The sequence below is a fragment of the Brachybacterium sp. GCM10030267 genome, from assembly GCF_042666875.1.
Taxonomy (GTDB): Bacteria; Actinomycetota; Actinomycetes; order Actinomycetales; family Dermabacteraceae; genus Brachybacterium.
Map to the genome: position 1 here is coordinate 15,841 of NZ_JBHTCX010000017.1, position 16,094 is coordinate 31,934.

General features: G+C 71.4%; 14 protein-coding genes and 1 tRNA gene. 6 read left to right on the plus strand and 9 right to left on the minus strand.

The window, feature by feature from the left end:
- Positions 1-182: 182 nt before the first annotated feature.
- The 4 genes from ACFQS2_RS14635 to ACFQS2_RS14650 all read right to left on the minus strand — a co-directional run bounded on the left by ACFQS2_RS14635 (position 183) and on the right by ACFQS2_RS14650 (position 3,786).
- Positions 183-809, minus strand: a complete 627-nt coding sequence (locus tag ACFQS2_RS14635) for a 50S ribosomal protein L25/general stress protein Ctc (RefSeq protein ID WP_377019580.1) — start codon at positions 807-809, stop codon at positions 183-185.
- Positions 810-1,164: 355 nt separating this feature from the next.
- Positions 1,165-2,145, minus strand: a complete 981-nt coding sequence (locus ACFQS2_RS14640; protein ID WP_377019581.1) for a ribose-phosphate diphosphokinase — start codon at positions 2,143-2,145, stop codon at positions 1,165-1,167.
- Positions 2,142-3,650: a bifunctional UDP-N-acetylglucosamine diphosphorylase/glucosamine-1-phosphate N-acetyltransferase GlmU gene (gene glmU / locus ACFQS2_RS14645; protein ID WP_377794220.1), complete on the minus strand. Its 1,509-nt coding sequence runs from the start codon at positions 3,648-3,650 to the stop codon at positions 2,142-2,144. The genes ACFQS2_RS14640 and glmU overlap by 4 nt, the downstream gene beginning before the upstream one ends.
- A gap of 64 nt (positions 3,651-3,714) precedes the next feature.
- Positions 3,715-3,786, minus strand: a tRNA-Gln gene (locus ACFQS2_RS14650).
- A 159-nt stretch (positions 3,787-3,945) separates the two neighbouring features.
- Between ACFQS2_RS14650 and ACFQS2_RS14655 the strand changes: the two genes are divergently transcribed.
- The 3 genes from ACFQS2_RS14655 (at position 3,946) to ACFQS2_RS14665 (ending at position 7,242) form a co-directional block, all read left to right on the plus strand.
- Positions 3,946-4,593: a TetR/AcrR family transcriptional regulator gene (locus ACFQS2_RS14655; RefSeq protein ID WP_377019583.1), complete on the plus strand. Its 648-nt coding sequence runs from the start codon at positions 3,946-3,948 to the stop codon at positions 4,591-4,593.
- A gap of 156 nt (positions 4,594-4,749) precedes the next feature.
- Positions 4,750-5,292 (plus strand): MarR family winged helix-turn-helix transcriptional regulator, encoded by a 543-nt coding sequence (locus ACFQS2_RS14660; protein WP_377794221.1) that lies wholly within the window; start codon positions 4,750-4,752, stop codon positions 5,290-5,292.
- Positions 5,293-5,388: 96 nt separating this feature from the next.
- The gene (locus ACFQS2_RS14665) at positions 5,389-7,242 is read left to right on the plus strand and encodes an ABC-F family ATP-binding cassette domain-containing protein (protein WP_377794222.1); all 1,854 of its coding nucleotides are present in this window, start codon (positions 5,389-5,391) and stop codon (positions 7,240-7,242) included.
- Between the two features lie 34 nt (positions 7,243-7,276).
- Here the strand turns inward: ACFQS2_RS14665 and ACFQS2_RS14670 are convergent, their stop codons facing one another.
- From ACFQS2_RS14670 to ACFQS2_RS14680, 3 genes are read right to left on the minus strand one after another with little or no spacing between them, the layout of a single operon-like run.
- A complete protein-coding gene (locus ACFQS2_RS14670) occupies positions 7,277-8,203 on the minus strand; it encodes a 4-(cytidine 5'-diphospho)-2-C-methyl-D-erythritol kinase (RefSeq protein ID WP_377794223.1) in 927 nt (308 codons plus the stop codon).
- Positions 8,203-9,186, minus strand: a complete 984-nt coding sequence (rsmA, locus tag ACFQS2_RS14675) for a 16S rRNA (adenine(1518)-N(6)/adenine(1519)-N(6))-dimethyltransferase RsmA (RefSeq protein WP_377019589.1) — start codon at positions 9,184-9,186, stop codon at positions 8,203-8,205. Before rsmA ends, ACFQS2_RS14670 begins: the two co-directional genes overlap by 1 nt.
- Positions 9,183-10,217: a TatD family hydrolase gene (locus ACFQS2_RS14680; RefSeq protein WP_377794224.1), complete on the minus strand. Its 1,035-nt coding sequence runs from the start codon at positions 10,215-10,217 to the stop codon at positions 9,183-9,185. The genes rsmA and ACFQS2_RS14680 overlap by 4 nt, the downstream gene beginning before the upstream one ends.
- 326 nt (positions 10,218-10,543) lie before the next feature.
- Here ACFQS2_RS14680 and rpmF point away from each other — a divergent pair, with 326 nt between their 5' ends.
- Positions 10,544-10,714 carry a 50S ribosomal protein L32 gene (gene rpmF, locus ACFQS2_RS14685; protein WP_377019591.1) on the plus strand — a complete coding sequence of 57 codons (171 nt, stop codon included), beginning with the start codon at positions 10,544-10,546 and terminating at the stop codon, positions 10,712-10,714.
- A gap of 118 nt (positions 10,715-10,832) precedes the next feature.
- On the opposite strand, the gene rsmI is transcribed toward rpmF, so the two are convergent.
- The gene (rsmI, locus tag ACFQS2_RS14690) at positions 10,833-11,699 is read right to left on the minus strand and encodes a 16S rRNA (cytidine(1402)-2'-O)-methyltransferase (protein WP_377794225.1); all 867 of its coding nucleotides are present in this window, start codon (positions 11,697-11,699) and stop codon (positions 10,833-10,835) included.
- Between the two features lie 72 nt (positions 11,700-11,771).
- Between rsmI and ACFQS2_RS14695 the strand changes: the two genes are divergently transcribed.
- Together ACFQS2_RS14695 and malQ are read left to right on the plus strand one after the other, a co-directional pair.
- Entirely contained in the window at positions 11,772-13,373 is a 1,602-nt protein-coding gene (locus ACFQS2_RS14695; RefSeq protein ID WP_377794226.1) for a dolichyl-phosphate-mannose--protein mannosyltransferase, read from the plus strand.
- Positions 13,374-13,418: 45 nt separating this feature from the next.
- The gene (malQ, locus tag ACFQS2_RS14700; RefSeq protein ID WP_377794227.1) at positions 13,419-15,563 is read left to right on the plus strand and encodes a 4-alpha-glucanotransferase; all 2,145 of its coding nucleotides are present in this window, start codon (positions 13,419-13,421) and stop codon (positions 15,561-15,563) included.
- On the opposite strand, the gene ACFQS2_RS14705 is transcribed toward malQ, so the two are convergent.
- The gene (locus ACFQS2_RS14705) at positions 15,550-16,068 is read right to left on the minus strand and encodes an S-ribosylhomocysteine lyase (RefSeq protein WP_377794228.1); all 519 of its coding nucleotides are present in this window, start codon (positions 16,066-16,068) and stop codon (positions 15,550-15,552) included. The genes malQ and ACFQS2_RS14705 overlap by 14 nt on opposite strands.
- Positions 16,069-16,094 lie beyond the last annotated feature (26 nt).

Here is a 16,094-nt window from a genome sequence, read left to right on the forward strand (position 1 = left end):
CCTCGATGCAGCGTCGGCGCCGTCCGGGCGCTGCTGCCCGGCACGGCCTGGGCCCCCGGCGTGGCGGGCGGCCCCGGATACCGTACCGGGGCGCCGCGCAGTGCGCGACGCCCCGGGGCGGTGCATGTGAGCAATCGAGCGGATAGCCGGTGCCGAAGACCCGGCGGGGCCGCTCGGGGAGGTCACTCCTGCTCGGAAGACTCCTCGTCGCCTTCGGCCGGCTCCTCGCCGCTCTCGGCGTCGGCCTCGGTCTCCTCGTCCTCGGAGGCCTCGCCACGGGGCTCGGAGACGCTGAGCACGAGCAGCTCCGCGTCGGAGACCAGCTCGGCGCCCTCGGGCAGCGTGACGTCACCGGCGAAGAGCTGGTAACCGTCCTCGGTGCCGTCCACGTCGATGTCGATCTGCTCGGGGACGTTGAGCGCGTCGACCGAGAGGGTGATGGCCTGCAGATCGACGAAGGCGACCGCCGGGGAGACCGGCTCGCCGTGCACCACGACGGGGATGTCGACGTCGACCTTCTCGCCCTTGCGGACGGTGATCAGGTCCAGGTGGGTCAGCGTGCGCTTGAGCGGGTGGCGCTGGATCTCCTTGATCAGCGCCAGGTGCTGGGCGCCGTCCCCCAGGACGAGCTCGAGCAGCGCATTGGGGTTACGGGCGGCCAGCGCGGTCTCGTGGCCCGGGAGCGACAGGTGGATCGGTGCCTCGCCGTGTCCGTACAGGACAGCGGGGACGCGATCGGTGGCGCGGATGCGGCGGGCTGCGCCCTTGCCGAAGTCCTCGCGCAGTTCGACGTTCAGCTTCTCAGCCATGGGATGCTCCTCGTGGGTGCGGATGCGGGCGATGAGCGACGCCACGGGGCACGGGAGCACCGCTCCCGGACATCCGCACCGCGTCGATCACGGAGGGGGCAGCGCCCACTCCCTCGCCGAAGTGACGCGGTGAGATTAGCACGCCGCGGCCCCTGTGGCGCCGCCGGCGTGAGGAGCCTCGCGCCGATCAGACCCGACCACACCATCCGATCTCCTACCGCTCGCAAGCTCGCAGTACGTCGATCAGACCCGACCACACTGCCCGATCTCCTACCGCTCGCAAGCTCGCAGTACGTCGATCAGACCCGACCGCACTGCCCGATCTCCTACCGCTCGCAAGCTCGCAGTACGTCGATCAGACTTCACCATCGAACAGGCTGGTGACGGAGCCGTCGTCGAAGACGGCCCGGATGGCCCGGGCGATCAGCGGCGCGATGGAGAGCTCCGTGAGCCGGTCAAACTTCTTGTCCGCCGGGATCGGGAGCGTGTTGGTGCACACCACCTCACGCACGGAGCTGGACTTGAGGCGTTCGGTGGCGGGGTCGGAGAGGATCGGGTGGGTGGTGGCGATGATCACCGAAGAGGCGCCGTTGGCCACCAGGGCGTCGGCCGCCTGCACGATCGTGCCCGCCGTGTCGACCATGTCGTCGACGAGGATGCAGGTCTTGCCGGTCACGTCACCGATCACGCGCTTGGCGACGGCCTGGTTGGGCCGGTTGGCATCGCGCGACTTGTGGATGAAGGCCAGGTTGACCCCGCCGAGCTTCTTGGCCCACTGCTCCGCGACGCGGATCCGGCCCGCATCCGGGGAGACCACGGCGATGTCCTCGTCGCCGTAGCTGCGCAGGATGTAGTCGGCCAGGATCGGCAGCGCCATCAGGTGGTCCAGCGGCCGGTTGAAGTAGCCCTGCACCTGCGGGGCGTGGAGATCCACGGAGATCATCCGGTCGATGCCGGCGGTCTCGTACATGTCCGCCACCAGGCGCGCGGAGATCGGCTCGCGGCCGCGGTGCTTCTTGTCCTGGCGGGCGTAGGGGAAGCTCGGGGCGATGGCCGTGATGCGCTTGGCCGACGCCCGCTTGAGGGCGTCGATCATGATCAGGTGCTCCATCAGCCAGGTGTTGATGGGCGCGGGGTGGGACTGCAGCACGAACACGTCGGTCCCTCGAACGGACTCCCCGTAGCGCACGTAGATCTCGCCGTTGGCGAAGTCCCAGGCGTCCATCGGGAGCACCTCGACGCCGAGCTCCTCGGAGACCTCCTGGGCGAGGACGGGGTGGGACCGGCCCGAGGCCAGCACCAGCCGCTTCTCCCCCGTGGTGACGATTCCGCTCATCGCTGCTCGTGCTCCTGGTTCTCCTCGGCGGCAGGTCCTGCAGGCGTCTCGGTGGCGGGGCTGTCCTCGGTCCCGAGCGCGGCCCGGGCCGCTGTCTCGGCCGCGGTCCCCGCACGGCGTCGCAGAGTCCATCCTTCCATGTTCCGCTGCGCGACGGCGTTGACGGCCAGAGCGCCCGGCGGCACATCCTTGCGCACCGTGGTGCCCGCGCCGGTGGCTGCCCCGTCACCGATGGTCACCGGGGCGACCAGGATGTTGTCGGAGCCCACCCGGACGTGCTTGCCCACGGTGGTGCGGTTCTTGGTCACCCCGTCGTAGTTCGCGAAGATCGTGGCGGCCCCGATGTTGGTGCCCTCCCCGATCTCGGCGTCGCCCACGTAGCTGAGGTGGGGAACCTTGGCACCCTCGCCGATCTGGGCGTTCTTGGTCTCGACGAATCCGCCGATCTTCCCGTCGGCCCCGAGGACGGTGCCTGCCCGTAGATAGGAGAAGGGGCCGACGCTGGCGCCGGCCCCGATCTGGGCGAGAACGGCGTGGGAGCGCAGCACTTCGGCGCCGGAGCCGACCTCGGTGTCGCGCAGGGTGGTGTCCGGGCCGATCACAGCGTCCTCGCCGATGTCGGTGGCACCGTGCAGCTGCACTCCGGGCCGGATCACCGCGTCCTGCGCGATGGTGACATCGGCGTCGATCCAGGTGGTGGCGGGGTCGACGATGGTGACGCCGGCGCGCATGTGGCGCTCGAGGATGCGGCGGTTCATCTCGGCGCCGAGCTGTGCGAGCTGGACGCGGTCGTTGACGCCTTCGACCATCGTGACGTCCGCGGTGACCACGGCGCGGACCGCGCGGCCGTCAGCACGGGCGATGGCCAGCACATCGGTCAGGTACATCTCACCCTGGGCGTTGTCGGTGCCGAGGCGGCCCAGAGCATCGCGCAGCACGGCCAGGTCGAACGCGTAGATCCCGGAGTTGATCTCGTCGATCCCCCGCTGCGCGTCGGTGGCGTCCTTGTGCTCGACGATGCCCAGCACCTCGGTGCCGTCCTCGCTGCGCAGGATGCGACCGTAGCCGGTCGGGTCCGGCACCCGCGCGGTGAGCACGCTGACCGCGGCCCCGGCGTCCTCGTGCGCGGCGACGAGCTCCCGCAGGGCGGCGGGATCCAGCAGGGGGACGTCCCCGTAGGTGACGAGCACGGTGCCCTCGGTGGCCGCGACCTGGCCGAGACCGCACTGGACCGCGCGGCCCGTGCCCGGGATCTCGTCCTGGTCGGCGACCGTGACCTCGGGCGCATGCTCGGCGAGGTGCTCGGCGACGAGGTCGCGCTCGTGGCGCAGCACGGCGACCAGTTCCGAGGGGCTGGTGCCCTCGGCAGCGGTGAGCGCATGGACGAGGAGGGACCTGCCCCCGATCTCGTGGAGCACCTTCGGCGTCCGGGACTTCATGCGGGTCCCGGCGCCTGCGGCCAGAACGATGACAGCGGCGGGGGCAGGCGTCTCGGCTTTGTCCACGTCAGCGGCTCCTCGGATCGACGGGTGGTGTGGTGCGACAGCGCCGCAGCAGCAGCGGTGGGCGTTCCGCCATCAGGACTCGAACCTGAAACTTCAGAACCAAAATCTGAGGTGTTGCCGATTACACCATGGCGGAGCAGTCTCCGATGCCGCCGACCGCCCGGGGTCGAGGACCCGCGTGGCGGCGGGCGCAGCGGACTGCGGGCACGGGAGGCGGCGTCGCGGACGCGGGCCGATCCTATCGCCCGCGCGGCCGCGCGACGGACCACCGGGCCGCTGTGGAAGACTGCCCGCCATGGCGGAGAACGGTGCCCCGCGCGGGCGGCCCACCCGGATGACCGGCAGGCAGCGCCGTGAGCAGCTGCTCGCGGTCGGCCGGAGCGTTTTCGCCGAGCGCGGCTTCGACATGGCCAGCGTGGAGGAGATCGCCGCCCGGGCGAAGGTCTCCAAACCGATCGTGTACGAGCACTTCGGCGGCAAGGAGGGCCTGTACGCGGTAGTCGTCGATCGCGAGGTCAGCACGCTGCTCGCCGATCTGGAGCGCTCCCTGCGCGATCAGCGCGCCCACCCCCGCCTGCTGATGGAGCGGGCCGCGATGGCGTTCCTGTCCTACATCGACGAGAACGAGGACGGCTTCCGCATCCTGGTGCGCGACTCCCCCGTCAGCCAGGCCGGCGGGACCTTCTCCTCCCTGCTGACAGACGTGTCACAGCGCGTCGAGGAGATCCTGGCCGCCCAGTTGGCCCTGCACTCCTATCCCTCCCGGGACGCGACCATGTACGCCCAGATGCTGGTGGGGATGGTGGCCTACACGGGCCAGTGGTGGCTGGAGACCCGCGAGCCGGCCAAGGAGATCGTGGCCGCCCGCATGGTGAACCTCTCCTGGTTCGGACTGGCCGCCCTGCAGCGGGAGCCCGGCCTGCGTGGCGGCGACCGCCCCTGACCCGGTGACCTCCGCGACCGAGGGCGGGCGCACGGGATCGCCCCGTGCCCGGGGATCGGAGCGGGCACGGGATCGGCGGGCGCGCGGCCGTGGGACGCGCCACCCGCGACGGTCCGGGCCCGCCCGGGCCGCGGGGCCGCCGCCTAGACTCGGCCCATGTCCACCCCGCCCTCCTCCCATGGCGCCGCCTCGGCGCACCATGACGAGGTCGACCGGATCGTCGAGGGCTGGCGGCAGGCGCGAGGAGACCTCGACATCGAGCCGCTGGCCGTCTTCTCCCGCATCTCACGCCTGGCCCGATACCTGGAGACCGCGCGCCGCGAGTCCTTCGCGGCCGCCGGTCTCGAAGGCTGGGAGTTCGACATGCTCTCGGCGCTGCGTCGCAGCGGGGACGATGCTCTGTCCCCCGGCGCGCTGATGCATCAGACGCTGGTCACCAGCGGCACGATGACCGCACGGATCGACAAGCTGGTCGCCCGCGGACTCGTCCGCAAGAACCGCAGCCCGCACGATGGCCGGGCGGTGGAGGTGCGTCTGCAGCCCGACGGGGTGGCCCGCGTGGACGCCGCCATGGAGTCCCTGCTGGCTGCGGAGCGCGAACTGCTGCGGCCCCTGACGGCCGACGGAAGATCCGCCCTCGCGGACACGCTGCGCTCGCTGCTGCTGACCTTCGAGGTGGACGACCCGCTGGAGGGCTGAATCCTCCGGGTCCTCCGGCCGCCGCGTCCGGCGCCGCTGCCCCGCCGTCATCTCCACTGCTCACGCGTTCCCGTCTTCGCAAAGGACCTCCCCTGCATGGCCCATCTCCTCGGCACCCAGTCCCTGCACGTCGCCCTGCCCGACCGCATCCTGCTCGAGAACGTCACGGTCGGGATCGACGAGGGCGACCGCATCGGTGTGGTCGGTCGCAACGGTGACGGCAAGTCCACGCTGCTGCGACTGCTCGCACGGCTCCAGGAGCCGGACTCCGGCCGGGTCACCGTGCGAGGCGGCACCCGCGTGGGGGTGCTGAGCCAGCAGGACGAGGCGACGCTGGAGACCACCGTGCGCCACCGCGTGGTCGGCGACCGGCCCGAGTACGAATGGGCCTCCGATCCGCGGATCCGCGACGTCCTGGCCGGCCTGCTGGACGAGATCGACCTGGAGGCGCACCTGGCGGATCTCTCCGGCGGCCAGCTGCGGCGCGTGCACCTGGCCGAGCTGCTGGTCGGCGACTGGGATGTGCTGCTGCTGGATGAGCCGACCAACCACCTCGACGTCGAGGGCATCGCCTGGCTCGCCGAGCATCTGCGCCGTCGCTGGAGCGCCAAGGACGGCGGACTCGTGGTCATCACCCACGACCGCTGGTTCCTCGACGCGGTCTGCACGCGCATGTGGGAGGTCCACGACGGCGTCGTCGATCCCTTCGAAGGCGGATACGCCGCCTACATCCTCCAGCGGGTCGAGCGCGACCGGCAGGCCGCGGCCATCGAGTCCAAGCGCCAGAACCTCATGCGCAAGGAGCTCGCCTGGCTGCAGCGGGGCGCCCCGGCCCGCACCTCGAAGCCGAAGTTCCGTGTCGACGCCGCCCACGAGCTGGTCGCCGACGAACCGCCGGTGCGCGACACCGTGGAGCTGACACAGCTGGCGACCTCCCGACTGGGCCGGGACATCATCGACCTGATCGACGTCGACGCCGGCTACGGGGACGTGCGCGTGCTGCACGAGGTCACCCTGCACATCGGCCCGGCGGACCGGATCGGCGTGCTGGGCCCCAACGGCGCCGGCAAGTCGACCCTGCTGAAGCTCATCACGGGTGAACTCGAGCCGCAGGCGGGTCGCGTCAAGCGCGGCAAGACGGTCACGGTGCGCCAGGTCTCCCAGCGGATCGAGGGGCTCCAGGAGGACCAGGACTCGCGGATCAGCGACGTGGTGGGCCGCTACCGCAGCTCGTACCGCACCGGGAAGGACGAGGTCTCCCCCGGCCAGCTGCTGGAGCGGCTCGGGTTCACCGCGGCCCACCAGAAGGTTCGCGTCGGCGCCCTCTCCGGCGGCCAGCAGCGTCGCTTGAACCTGCTGCTGACGCTGCTGGAGGAGCCGAACGTGCTGGTGCTCGACGAACCCACCAACGACATGGACACCGACATGCTGACGGCGATGGAGGATCTGCTGGACACCTGGCCGGGTCCGCTGATCGTGGTCTCGCACGACCGGTACCTGCTCGAGCGCGTCACCGAGATGCAGTACGCGGTCCTGGACGGTCAGGTCCGGCACGTGCCGGGCGGGGTCGATCAGTACATCCAGCTGCGCACGGCAGCGGAGCAGGCGGGCGCGGCGAGCGCCGGTGGCAGCGGCAGGAACACCGGAGCGGGTACTCCCGCGGGAACTGCCCGGAGCTCGACGGGGGGCAGGGGCACGGGCGTCTCCGCGCCGCGCTTTGCCGCGGTCTCGGGAGCCGAGGCGCACGCGGCCCAGAAGGAGCTCGCGTCCGTGGAGCGCCGGATGGAGAAGCTCACCGGTCAGACCCAGAGGCTGCACGAGCGCCTGGCGGCTCACGATCAGTCGGACTACGTCGGGCTGCAGTCGATCGCCGAGGAGCTGCGCACGGTCGAGGCCGAGCTGGAGACGCTCGAGGAACGCTGGCTGGAGCTCTCCGAGCTGGTGGGCTGACCCTCTTTCTCAGCTCCCCGCGAGCACGCTCGGCTCAGCTCTCCTCGAGCACGCTCGCTCCGGGCGCCGAGCCTCTGGCCGCCAGGCATGACTCGACCACCCCGTCGGCGGTGAGGAGCGAGGCCACCGAGTGCGCCTGATCCTCGTCCGCCACCAGCACGGCGACCGTCGGCCCGGAGCCGGAGACCAGGGCTCCCAGCGCGCCGGCCTGCTCCGCATGCTCGACCAGAGGCTCCAGCCCGGGATGCAGGGCGAACGCGGCAGGCTGCAGGTCGTTGTGCAGGGTCTGCCCCAGCAGCTGCGCGTCACCGCTGCTCAACGCCTGCAGCTGGCGCTCGTCGAGCTCCGGATGCTCCGCCAGGGCGCGGCCGCGCGCCAAGGCCAGCTCATCATGGCGACGGTAGACCTCCGGTGTCGAGAGGTGCCCGCCCGGGACCGCCAGCAGCCAGGTCCAGTCGCCATGGGTGAGGACCGTCGTGAGGTCGCCTCCGTTCCCGCGGCCCAGCGCGGTGTGACCGAGCATGGCGAACGGCACGTCGGCACCCAGCCGCGAGCCGAGCTGCCGCAGCCGCTCGCTGCCGAGCCCGAGGCCCCACAGACGGTCCAGAGCCACCAGGACGGCGGCGGCGTCGGCCGATCCCCCGCCCATGCCGCCGGCGACGGGCACCTGCTTGCGGATGTGCAGCGCGGCTCCCTCGTCCAGGTCGTACTCGCTGCGCAGCAGCTCAGCGGCGCGGAGGGCGAGATTGCTCGAATCCAGCGGGACCTCCCCGGGGACCTCGGCGTCGACCTCGAGGCGCAGGTCGGCGCTGCGGGTGACGGTGACCGTCTCGTACAGATCGACGGCCTGGAACAGCGTCGCCAGACGGTGGTACCCGCGGTCGTCGAGCGCTCCCACGGCGAGCGAGAGGTTGATCTTTCCCGGTGCGCGCACGACAACCCGGTCCCATCCGGCACTCATCACGCCGCCTCCTCACTCGCGCGGGCGATCGCCCGGAACTCGTCGATGCCGAGGGTCTCGCCGCGGGCGCCGGGATCGATGCCGGCGGCGCGCAGGATCTGTTCGGAGCGCGCCGGGCCGCCGGCCCAGCCGGCGAGCGCGGCGCGAAGGGTCTTGCGTCGCTGCGCGAACGCGGCATCGACGATGGCGAAGACCCGGTCCCGTTCGGCCGCGGTCCCCAGCGGATGGTCATGACGCACGAGCTCGACCAGCGCCGAATCGACGTTGGGCACCGGCCAGAAGACCTGCCGGGAGATCCTGCCGGCGTGCACGGCGCGGCCGTACCAGGCGGTCTTCACGCTCGGACCTCCATAGACGCGTGAGCCCGGGCCAGCGGTGAGGCGGTCGACGACCTCGGACTGGACCATCACCAGTGCCGTGCGGAGGGAGTCGAAGCGCTCGAAGGCCGTGAGCAGGATGGGCGTGGCCACGTTGTAGGGCAGATTCGCGACCAGTGTGCTCGGCGTTCCGGTGCGCGGCAGGGAGGGCAGCTCCGTGACCCGCAGGGCGTCGGCGTGCACGAGCCGGTACCGCTCCTCGTCGACTCCTCGGGCTCGCAGCGTCAGCGGCAGCAGCTCGGCGAGGCCGCGATCGAGCTCGATGGCGACGACGTCGGCCCCGGACTCCAGCAGCCCCAGGGTCAGCGACCCCAGGCCCGGCCCCACCTCGAGCACGGCCTGCCCGGCTCCGGTGCCGGCGCGCGCGACGATGGTGCGGACCGTGTTGGGGTCCATCACGAAGTTCTGACCGCGCTGCTTGGACGGACGGATACCGGCCGCCTCGGCCAGCTCGCGGATGTCCCGACCGGTCAGCAGCAGGTCCCCGCCGGCGGCGCCATCCGCGGGGGCGACGTCGTCGGAGCGGGCGGCGTCGTCAGCGGCAACGGCACCGTCGGCCGGCTCGCCGACGGGCTCGTGCGCGCTGCGAGGCGCTCGGGTGCTCATGCCGCCGTGGCTTCCGGCCACCGGTAGACCTGCTCGGTGGTGGAGCGGATCGCGCGGCACGTCTGCTCCAGATCAGTCCCGGTGACCTCCGCGATGGTGCCCATCGTGAGCGGGATCAGATAGGAGGAGTTCGGGCGGCCGCGGTACGGCACCGGCGTCAGGAAGGGCGCATCGGTCTCGACCATCACCTGGCCCAGCCCCACCTCGGCCAGGGCCTCCCGCAGGTCACCCGCATTCTTGAAGGTGGCGTTGCCGGCGAAGGACAGGTAGTAGCCGCGGTTCACGCACGCGCGGGCGAACTCGGCATCGCCCGAGAAGCAGTGGAAGACGGTGCGCTCGGGGGCGCCGTCGGCCTCGAGGACCTCGAGCACATCGCGGTGGGCGTCGCGATCGTGGATCTGCAGGGGAAGGTCCAGCTCCTTGGCCAGGGCGATGTGGGCGCGGAAGGCCTCGATCTGGGCCGTGCGGGCGGCCTCGTCCGTGCGCGAGGTGCGGAACCAGTCCAGTCCCGTCTCCCCCACCACCACCATCCCGGGCCCGCGCAGCAGCTCGGCGACCTCGGCGATGGCCGCATCGAGCGAGATCGTCGGCTCCCCGTCGTGGTCGCGGCCGCGCGCGTGCAGAGCTGCTTCGTTGGGATGGACGGCGACTCCGCCGCGCAGCGAGGCCGGGCAGGACTCGGAGGCCAGCAGGGCCGCCGTCCAGCGCACCGCCTCGAGATCGGAGCCGATCGTGATCTGGGCGTCGATGCCGGCGGCCGCGGCGCGCTGGACGTGGTCGGCCACCCTCAGCTCCTGGTCGCCGTCGGCGAAGTCGAGATGGCAGTGGTTGTCGATCACCGGGAACGGCAGCGGCTCCGGGGCGGGCGGCCAGGAGCGGTCGCGAGACCTTCCGCGCGGGTCGATCTGCTCCCGGCTGCGCACCGGTGCGGAGGCGCCCGGCTCAGCTGCGGCCGGCGCCGATGCGCCCGATACGACGGCGGCCCCTGAGCCGGGGGCTCGCCCGGCCTCGTTCTCGTGCGATGACGACATGCGACCATCGTAGGAGGATCTGCCACGGCACCGAGCCACTCCTGCTGTGCTCGTCCGCCGGCCGGTTCCGTCGTCGTCCGGTTCCGTCTCCGTCGGTCGGTCCGCTCGTCGCACGGTGGGCCCACCCGGACGTTCGCGGTGGGCAAGGTCACGACATCGGGTCAGCTCCGGGGGAGGCGCGAGAGCGGCCGATATGGCAAGATGGGCGGTCGTTGCGCGTCCTGTCGCGCACCCGAGCGCCCCGACTCAGCTGGACCGGGTTCGGGTCGCTGCTCGGGAAGGATGCCAGCGCACGATCATCCTCCAGACCGTCAAGGAGCGTTCCCATGGCAGTGCCCAAGTTCAAGATGTCCCGCTCTCGTACGCGGTCCCGTCGCTCGCAGTGGAAGGCGCACAACGCCGACCTCGTGCAGGTGAACGTCCGCGGCCGCAGCGCCGCTGTGCCGCGCCGGCTGGCCAAGGCCTACCAGCGCGGTCTGCTCCAGATCGACGACTGATCCGGTCGGGCCCGTGGCCCGATCCATCCAGTCCGCACGAAGCCCCCGGCACCTGATGGTGCCGGGGGCTTCGTGCGTCCGCAGGACCGCCGGGACACCAAGGACGCCCGAGAAGCAGTCAGCCCTTGCCGCGCGGCGCGTGAGTGTCCTTGCGTCGCAGCGCCTGGTCGTAGAGCTCGCTGGCCGTGATGCCCGGGGCGCTCCTGGCGGCGGCCTTCGCGGCATCCTTGAGCCGCTCCCCCGCCGCGGCCCGGGCCAGGACGTCCTCGACCAGATCCTCCGCGCTGGCCGCGACCGGCTCGGCCCCGGCCACCACGATCACGACCTCGCCGAGCACCTCGGTGGCCTCCGCCCAGGCGACCAGCTCGCCCAGGGTGCCGCGCTGGATCTCCTCGTAGGTCTTGGTCAGCTCCCGCGCGACGGCACCGCGGCGCTCGAGGCCGAACGCCTCCGCCATCGCGGCGAGGGTCACGGCGGTGCGACGTGGTGACTCGAAGAACACCATGGTCCGCTGCTCGGTGGCCAGAGGTTCCAGAGCGCTCGCGCGACGGCCCTCGCGACGCGGCGGGAATCCCTCGAAGGTGAACCGGTCCGGTGCGATCCCGGACGCCGCCAGCGCGGTCAGCACGGCCGATGGGCCCGGGATGACCGTGACCGTGTACCCGGCCTCGGTCGCGGCACGCACGGCACGGAATCCGGGATCGGAGACGACGGGCATGCCGGCGTCCGTGACGATCAGGACGCGCTCACCCTCGCCGAGGGCCTCGAGCAGGACGTCGGTGCGCTCGGCCTCATTGTGCTCGTGGTACGAGAGGATGCGCCCCTGCGCGGTCACCTCCAGCGCGCTGAGGAGACGCGCCAGACGCCGCGTGTCCTCCGCCGCGATGACGTCGGCCTCCCCCAGCGCCCGCATCAGGCGCACGGACGCATCCAGCGGATTGCCGATCGGCGTGGCGGCGAGGGTGAGGACTCCGGGTTCGAGCATCCGGCCATGCTAGCCAGCCCACGCCCCTCGCGTCCCCGGGACGGGGCAGGGGCGATGACCTAGCATGTGCGGGTGCACACGGAGGAGGAGGCGACTCATCGCGCCGATGTCGATGAGGAGCCCGGTGCACTGCTGAGCTCCTACCGGCGCCGCCTGAAGACCTTCGACCTGCCGCTGTCCCGCCTCGCCTGGGCCGGTGCCATGGCGCTGTTCGGTCTGGCGCTCGTGCTGCGGCTATGGGGCCTCGGCTCGATCGGGGAGCTCATCTTCGACGAGACCTACTACGTCAAGGATGGCTACGCCCTCACCCAGGAGGGCGTGGAGATGTCGTGGCCGGACGAGCACGACTCCGTGTTCGAGGCCGGTGATGTGGACACCTATGAGGACACCGGGTCGTACGTGGTCCACCCCCCGCTGGGCAAATGGCTGATCGGCGGCGGGATGACGCTGCTGGGCGCTGACAACGCCTGGGGCTGGAGGATCTCCTCCGCGATGCTGGGCGCAGTGGCCGTGCTGATGCTCGCCCGCATCGGGCGCCGGCTTTTCCGCTCGACCACCGTCGGCCTGATCGCGGGCCTGCTGCTCGCGGTGGACGGGATGCATCTGGTCCATTCGCGCACCAGCCTGCTGGACCCCTTCGTCATGTTCTTCGCCCTGGCCGCTTTCGGGGCGCTGCTGATCGACCGTGACCGCTTCCGCGAGCACCTGGCGCTGCAGGCCGTGAAGCTCCATGGCGCCGTCGAGACCGAGCCGCGCCTCGGCGTCTCCGGCGGATGGCGGCCGTGGCGCCTGTTCGCCGGGGCACTGCTGGGCATGGCCTGTTCGGTGAAATGGTCCGGCATCTACTTCGTGGCCGTGTTCGGGATCATGACCGTGCTGTGGGACTGGTGGGCCCGCCGCAGCGTCGGCCAGCGCCGATGGCTGCTCGGCGGCCTCGTCAAGGACGCGATCCCGGCGTTCTTCGCGACCGTGGGCACGGCCCTGATGGTCTACCTCGCCTCCTGGGCGGGCTGGTTCGCCTCCGCCATCGGGTACAACCGGCACCTCGCTGCGGAGCAGGGCGCGGCGACCGGGTTCGGGCCGCTCGATTCGCTGATCTCGCTGTGGCTCTATCACCGCCAGGCCTACGACTTCCACATCGGACTGGACTCCGAGCATCCCTATCAGGCCAACCCGTTGGGCTGGCCTCTGATGCTGCGGCCGACGAACTTCTACTACCGCTCCTACGAGTACGGGGAGAACGGCTGCGAGGTCGCCGAGTGCGCCTCGCACATCCTGGACGTGGGCAACCCGTTGATCTGGTGGCTGGGCAGTCTCGCAGTGCTGGTGACCCTGGTGATCGCGATCCTGCGACGCGACGGGCGTGCGTGGGCTGCTCTGGCCGGCATCGCGGCCGGCTACCTGCCGTGGCTGCTGTATCTGGACCGCACCATCTTCACCTTCTATGCGGTCGTCTTCGAACCCTGGCTGCTGCTGTGCCTGGCGTACGTGCTGGGCCTCGTCATCGGCCCGCCCGGCGCCGACGCGGAGAGACGCCTGGCCGGAGGTCTTTTCGCCGGCTCACTGCTGGTGCTGATCGTGCTCGTCTCCGCCTTCTTCTGGCCCATCTGGACCGGTCAGGTGATCGATCTGGAGCAATGGCGCTACCGCATGTGGCTGCCTGGCTGGACCTGATCATCTCCGGACCGTCGAGGGTGTGACCACGGTTACGATTGCCGCATGGCTCCGGACTCCTCAGCCCTGCGCGACCTCGCCCGCGATCTCGGTGTCGGCACCGACTACTCGGGCTGGGACGGCACTCGTCGAGCCGTCGCCGACGCCACCCTGCATGCCGTGCTGGCCGCCCTCGGGACACCCGTGGAGACCGAGGAGGACATCGCCCGCGTCCGGGCCGAGCGGGAGCTGGCCCCCTGGACCCGCACCCTTCCCCCGGTGACCGTGCTGCGGCAGGACCGCTCCACCACCGTCCCGGTCCACGTCGACCACGGCACGCCGGTCACCACGCACCTGCTGCTGGAGGACGGTAGCCGCCGCGACCTGGCACAGGTGGAGGACTTCACGGCTCCCGTGGAGATCGACGGGCGCCTTCGAGGCCGGGCCGGCTTCTCCCTCCCGGAAGGTCTGCCTCTGGGCTGGCACCGTCTGGTCGCGGACACGGCGAGCGGCACCGAGGAGGCCGACGTCGTCGTGACGCCGGCACGGCTCACGACTCACGAGCAGTTCCTCTCCCGCCGCGGGTTCGGCCTCCAGGCCCAGCTGTACTCCGTGCGCTCGCCGCGGTCGTGGGGCATCGGCGATCTCGCGGACATGCGGGACCTGGCCGCGATCACCGGCGCCCGTCACGGCGCGGACTTCCTGCTGGTCAATCCGCTGCACGCCTCCTACCCGACGCCGCCGATGGAGCCCTCGCCGTATCTGCCGGTCACCCGCCGCTTCACCAGCGCGCTCTACCTGCGCCCGGAGGACGTGCCCGAGTACCGAGAGCTGACGGACATCGCGCGGCAGCGGCTGGCGGTGCTGAAGCGGGAGGTCGACGGATGGAACGCCCGCACGGACCGGCTCGAGCGCGACGACGTGCTCCGCGCGAAGCTGGACGCGCTCGAGGAGCTGTTCGCCGTTCCACTGACCCCGGCTCGCCGAGCCCTGCTGGAGGCCTACCGCGAGCGGGAGGGACAGGGCCTCGAGGACTTCGCCACCTGGATGGCGATCGCCGAACGGGCACGCACGTCCCCCGAGGACGCCGGGTCGGATCTGCTGGAGCACCTCGACGAGGCCGCCATTCAGCAGTCGCGCCACGACCTGGCCGACCGCATCGAGTTCCACATCTGGACGCAGTGGCTGCTGGACGAGCAGATGCGCGGGGCCCAGGCCGCGGCGCGCGAGGCCGGCATGCGCATCGGGATCATGCACGACCTGGCCGTCGGTGTGGAGCAGGTCGGCGCCGACTCCTGGCGCCTGCGCGGGGTCCTCGCCGACGGCGTCACGGTCGGCGCTCCGGCGGACCAGTACAACCAGCAGGGGCAGAACTGGCACCAGCCGCCGTGGCACCCGCAGCGGCTCCGTGATGCCTCGTACCGGCCCTGGCGCGACATGCTGCGCACCCTGATGCGTCACGCCGGGGCGCTGCGCATCGACCATGTGCTGGGGCTGTTCCGGCTGTGGTGGATCCCCGAGGGCGTGGAGGCCGCCGAGGGCGCCTACGTCTCCTACGACCACGAGGCGATGATCGGGATCCTGGCCCTGGAGGCGGAGCGCTCCGGGACCGTGGTGGTCGGCGAGGACCTCGGCACCTTCGAGCCATGGGTGCGCGACTTCCTCGTCGGACGCGGAATCCTGGGCACCTCGATCGTCTGGTTCGAGTACGACGAGGAGGGGCGGCCGCTGCGGGCGAAGGATTACCGCACCCTGTGCATGGCCTCGGTGGGCACCCACGATCTGCCGCCGACGGCCGGGTACCTCGCCGGCGACCACGTCGAGCTGCGCCACCAGCTGGGGCTGCTCGAGCGGGAGCTGGAGGCGGAGCAGCTCGAGGACGCCGCCGGGCGCGAGCAGGTCCTCGACGTGCTGCGGGCCGAAGGGCTGCTGGAGGAGACCGCCCCCGGTCAGGACGCGGTCGAGGACACCGTGATCGCCCTGCACCGGCACCTGGCGTCGACGCCGTCGGTTCTGCTCGGGGTGTCGCTGGTGGACTGCGTCGGCGAGCGGAGGATCCAGAACCAGCCGGGCACGGATGAGGAGTACCCCAATTGGCGGATCCCCCTGGCCGATGCCGCGGGGGAACCGGTGGGAGTCGACGACATCGCGACCGATGAGCGCACCGCACGCCTGCTGGCGGCGGTGCGCGAGGGCATCAGGCCGCGGTGACCTGGGCCCAGTTCGGGCGTTCGGCCAGGAAGGCCCGCGCAGCGCTCTGAGCGCCCTCGAGGGTGTGGTGGGCGCCCCAGCCGCACTGGACCTCGTTGGCGGCAGGCACCTCGTCGGCCTCGACGAGATCTCGCAGCGTCGCCTCGAGCAGCGGGGCGAAGTCCTCCGGGGTGTGGTCGCCGACCAGCAGCACGTAGAAGCCGGTGCGGCAGCCCATCGGCGAGACGTCCAGGACGTCACCGGAGTGGTTGCGCATGTGCTCGGCCATCATGTGCTCGAGGGAGTGGACGGTCTCCGAGTCGAGGTGGGCGACGTTGGGCTGGGTGAAGCGCACGTCGAACTTGGTCAGCACGTCGCCGGCGGGCAGCTCCTTGCGATCCGCGATCCGGATGTAGGGGGCCGCGACGGTGCGATGGTCGAGGTTGAAGCTCTCGACGTTCATCCGAGGCTGCTGGGGCTGCTGAGCCTGCTGGGTGTGCGGGCTCTGGGGGGTCTGGTCCGTCATCGGGACTCCTTCGCGGGGTGCGGGTC

Bases quoted from the DNA above. Each gene is read 5' to 3' on its own strand.
- ACFQS2_RS14705 (WP_377794228.1), bottom strand. From the start codon at position 16,068: ATGACGGACCAGACCCCCCAGAGCCCGCACACCCAGCAGGCTCAGCAG.
- rpmF (WP_377019591.1), top strand. From the start codon at position 10,544: ATGGCAGTGCCCAAGTTCAAGATGTCCCGCTCTCGTACGCGGTCCCGT.
- ACFQS2_RS14680 (WP_377794224.1), bottom strand. From the start codon at position 10,217: ATGTCGTCATCGCACGAGAACGAGGCCGGGCGAGCCCCCGGCTCAGGG.
- rsmI (WP_377794225.1), bottom strand. From the start codon at position 11,699: ATGCTCGAACCCGGAGTCCTCACCCTCGCCGCCACGCCGATCGGCAAT.
- ACFQS2_RS14665 (WP_377794222.1), top strand. From the start codon at position 5,389: ATGGCCCATCTCCTCGGCACCCAGTCCCTGCACGTCGCCCTGCCCGAC.
- ACFQS2_RS14670 (WP_377794223.1), bottom strand. From the start codon at position 8,203: ATGAGTGCCGGATGGGACCGGGTTGTCGTGCGCGCACCGGGAAAGATC.
- malQ (WP_377794227.1), top strand. From the start codon at position 13,419: ATGGCTCCGGACTCCTCAGCCCTGCGCGACCTCGCCCGCGATCTCGGT.
- ACFQS2_RS14655 (WP_377019583.1), top strand. From the start codon at position 3,946: ATGGCGGAGAACGGTGCCCCGCGCGGGCGGCCCACCCGGATGACCGGC.
- ACFQS2_RS14635 (WP_377019580.1), bottom strand. From the start codon at position 809: ATGGCTGAGAAGCTGAACGTCGAACTGCGCGAGGACTTCGGCAAGGGC.
- ACFQS2_RS14660 (WP_377794221.1), top strand. From the start codon at position 4,750: ATGTCCACCCCGCCCTCCTCCCATGGCGCCGCCTCGGCGCACCATGAC.
- ACFQS2_RS14640 (WP_377019581.1), bottom strand. From the start codon at position 2,145: ATGAGCGGAATCGTCACCACGGGGGAGAAGCGGCTGGTGCTGGCCTCG.
- rsmA (WP_377019589.1), bottom strand. From the start codon at position 9,186: ATGAGCACCCGAGCGCCTCGCAGCGCGCACGAGCCCGTCGGCGAGCCG.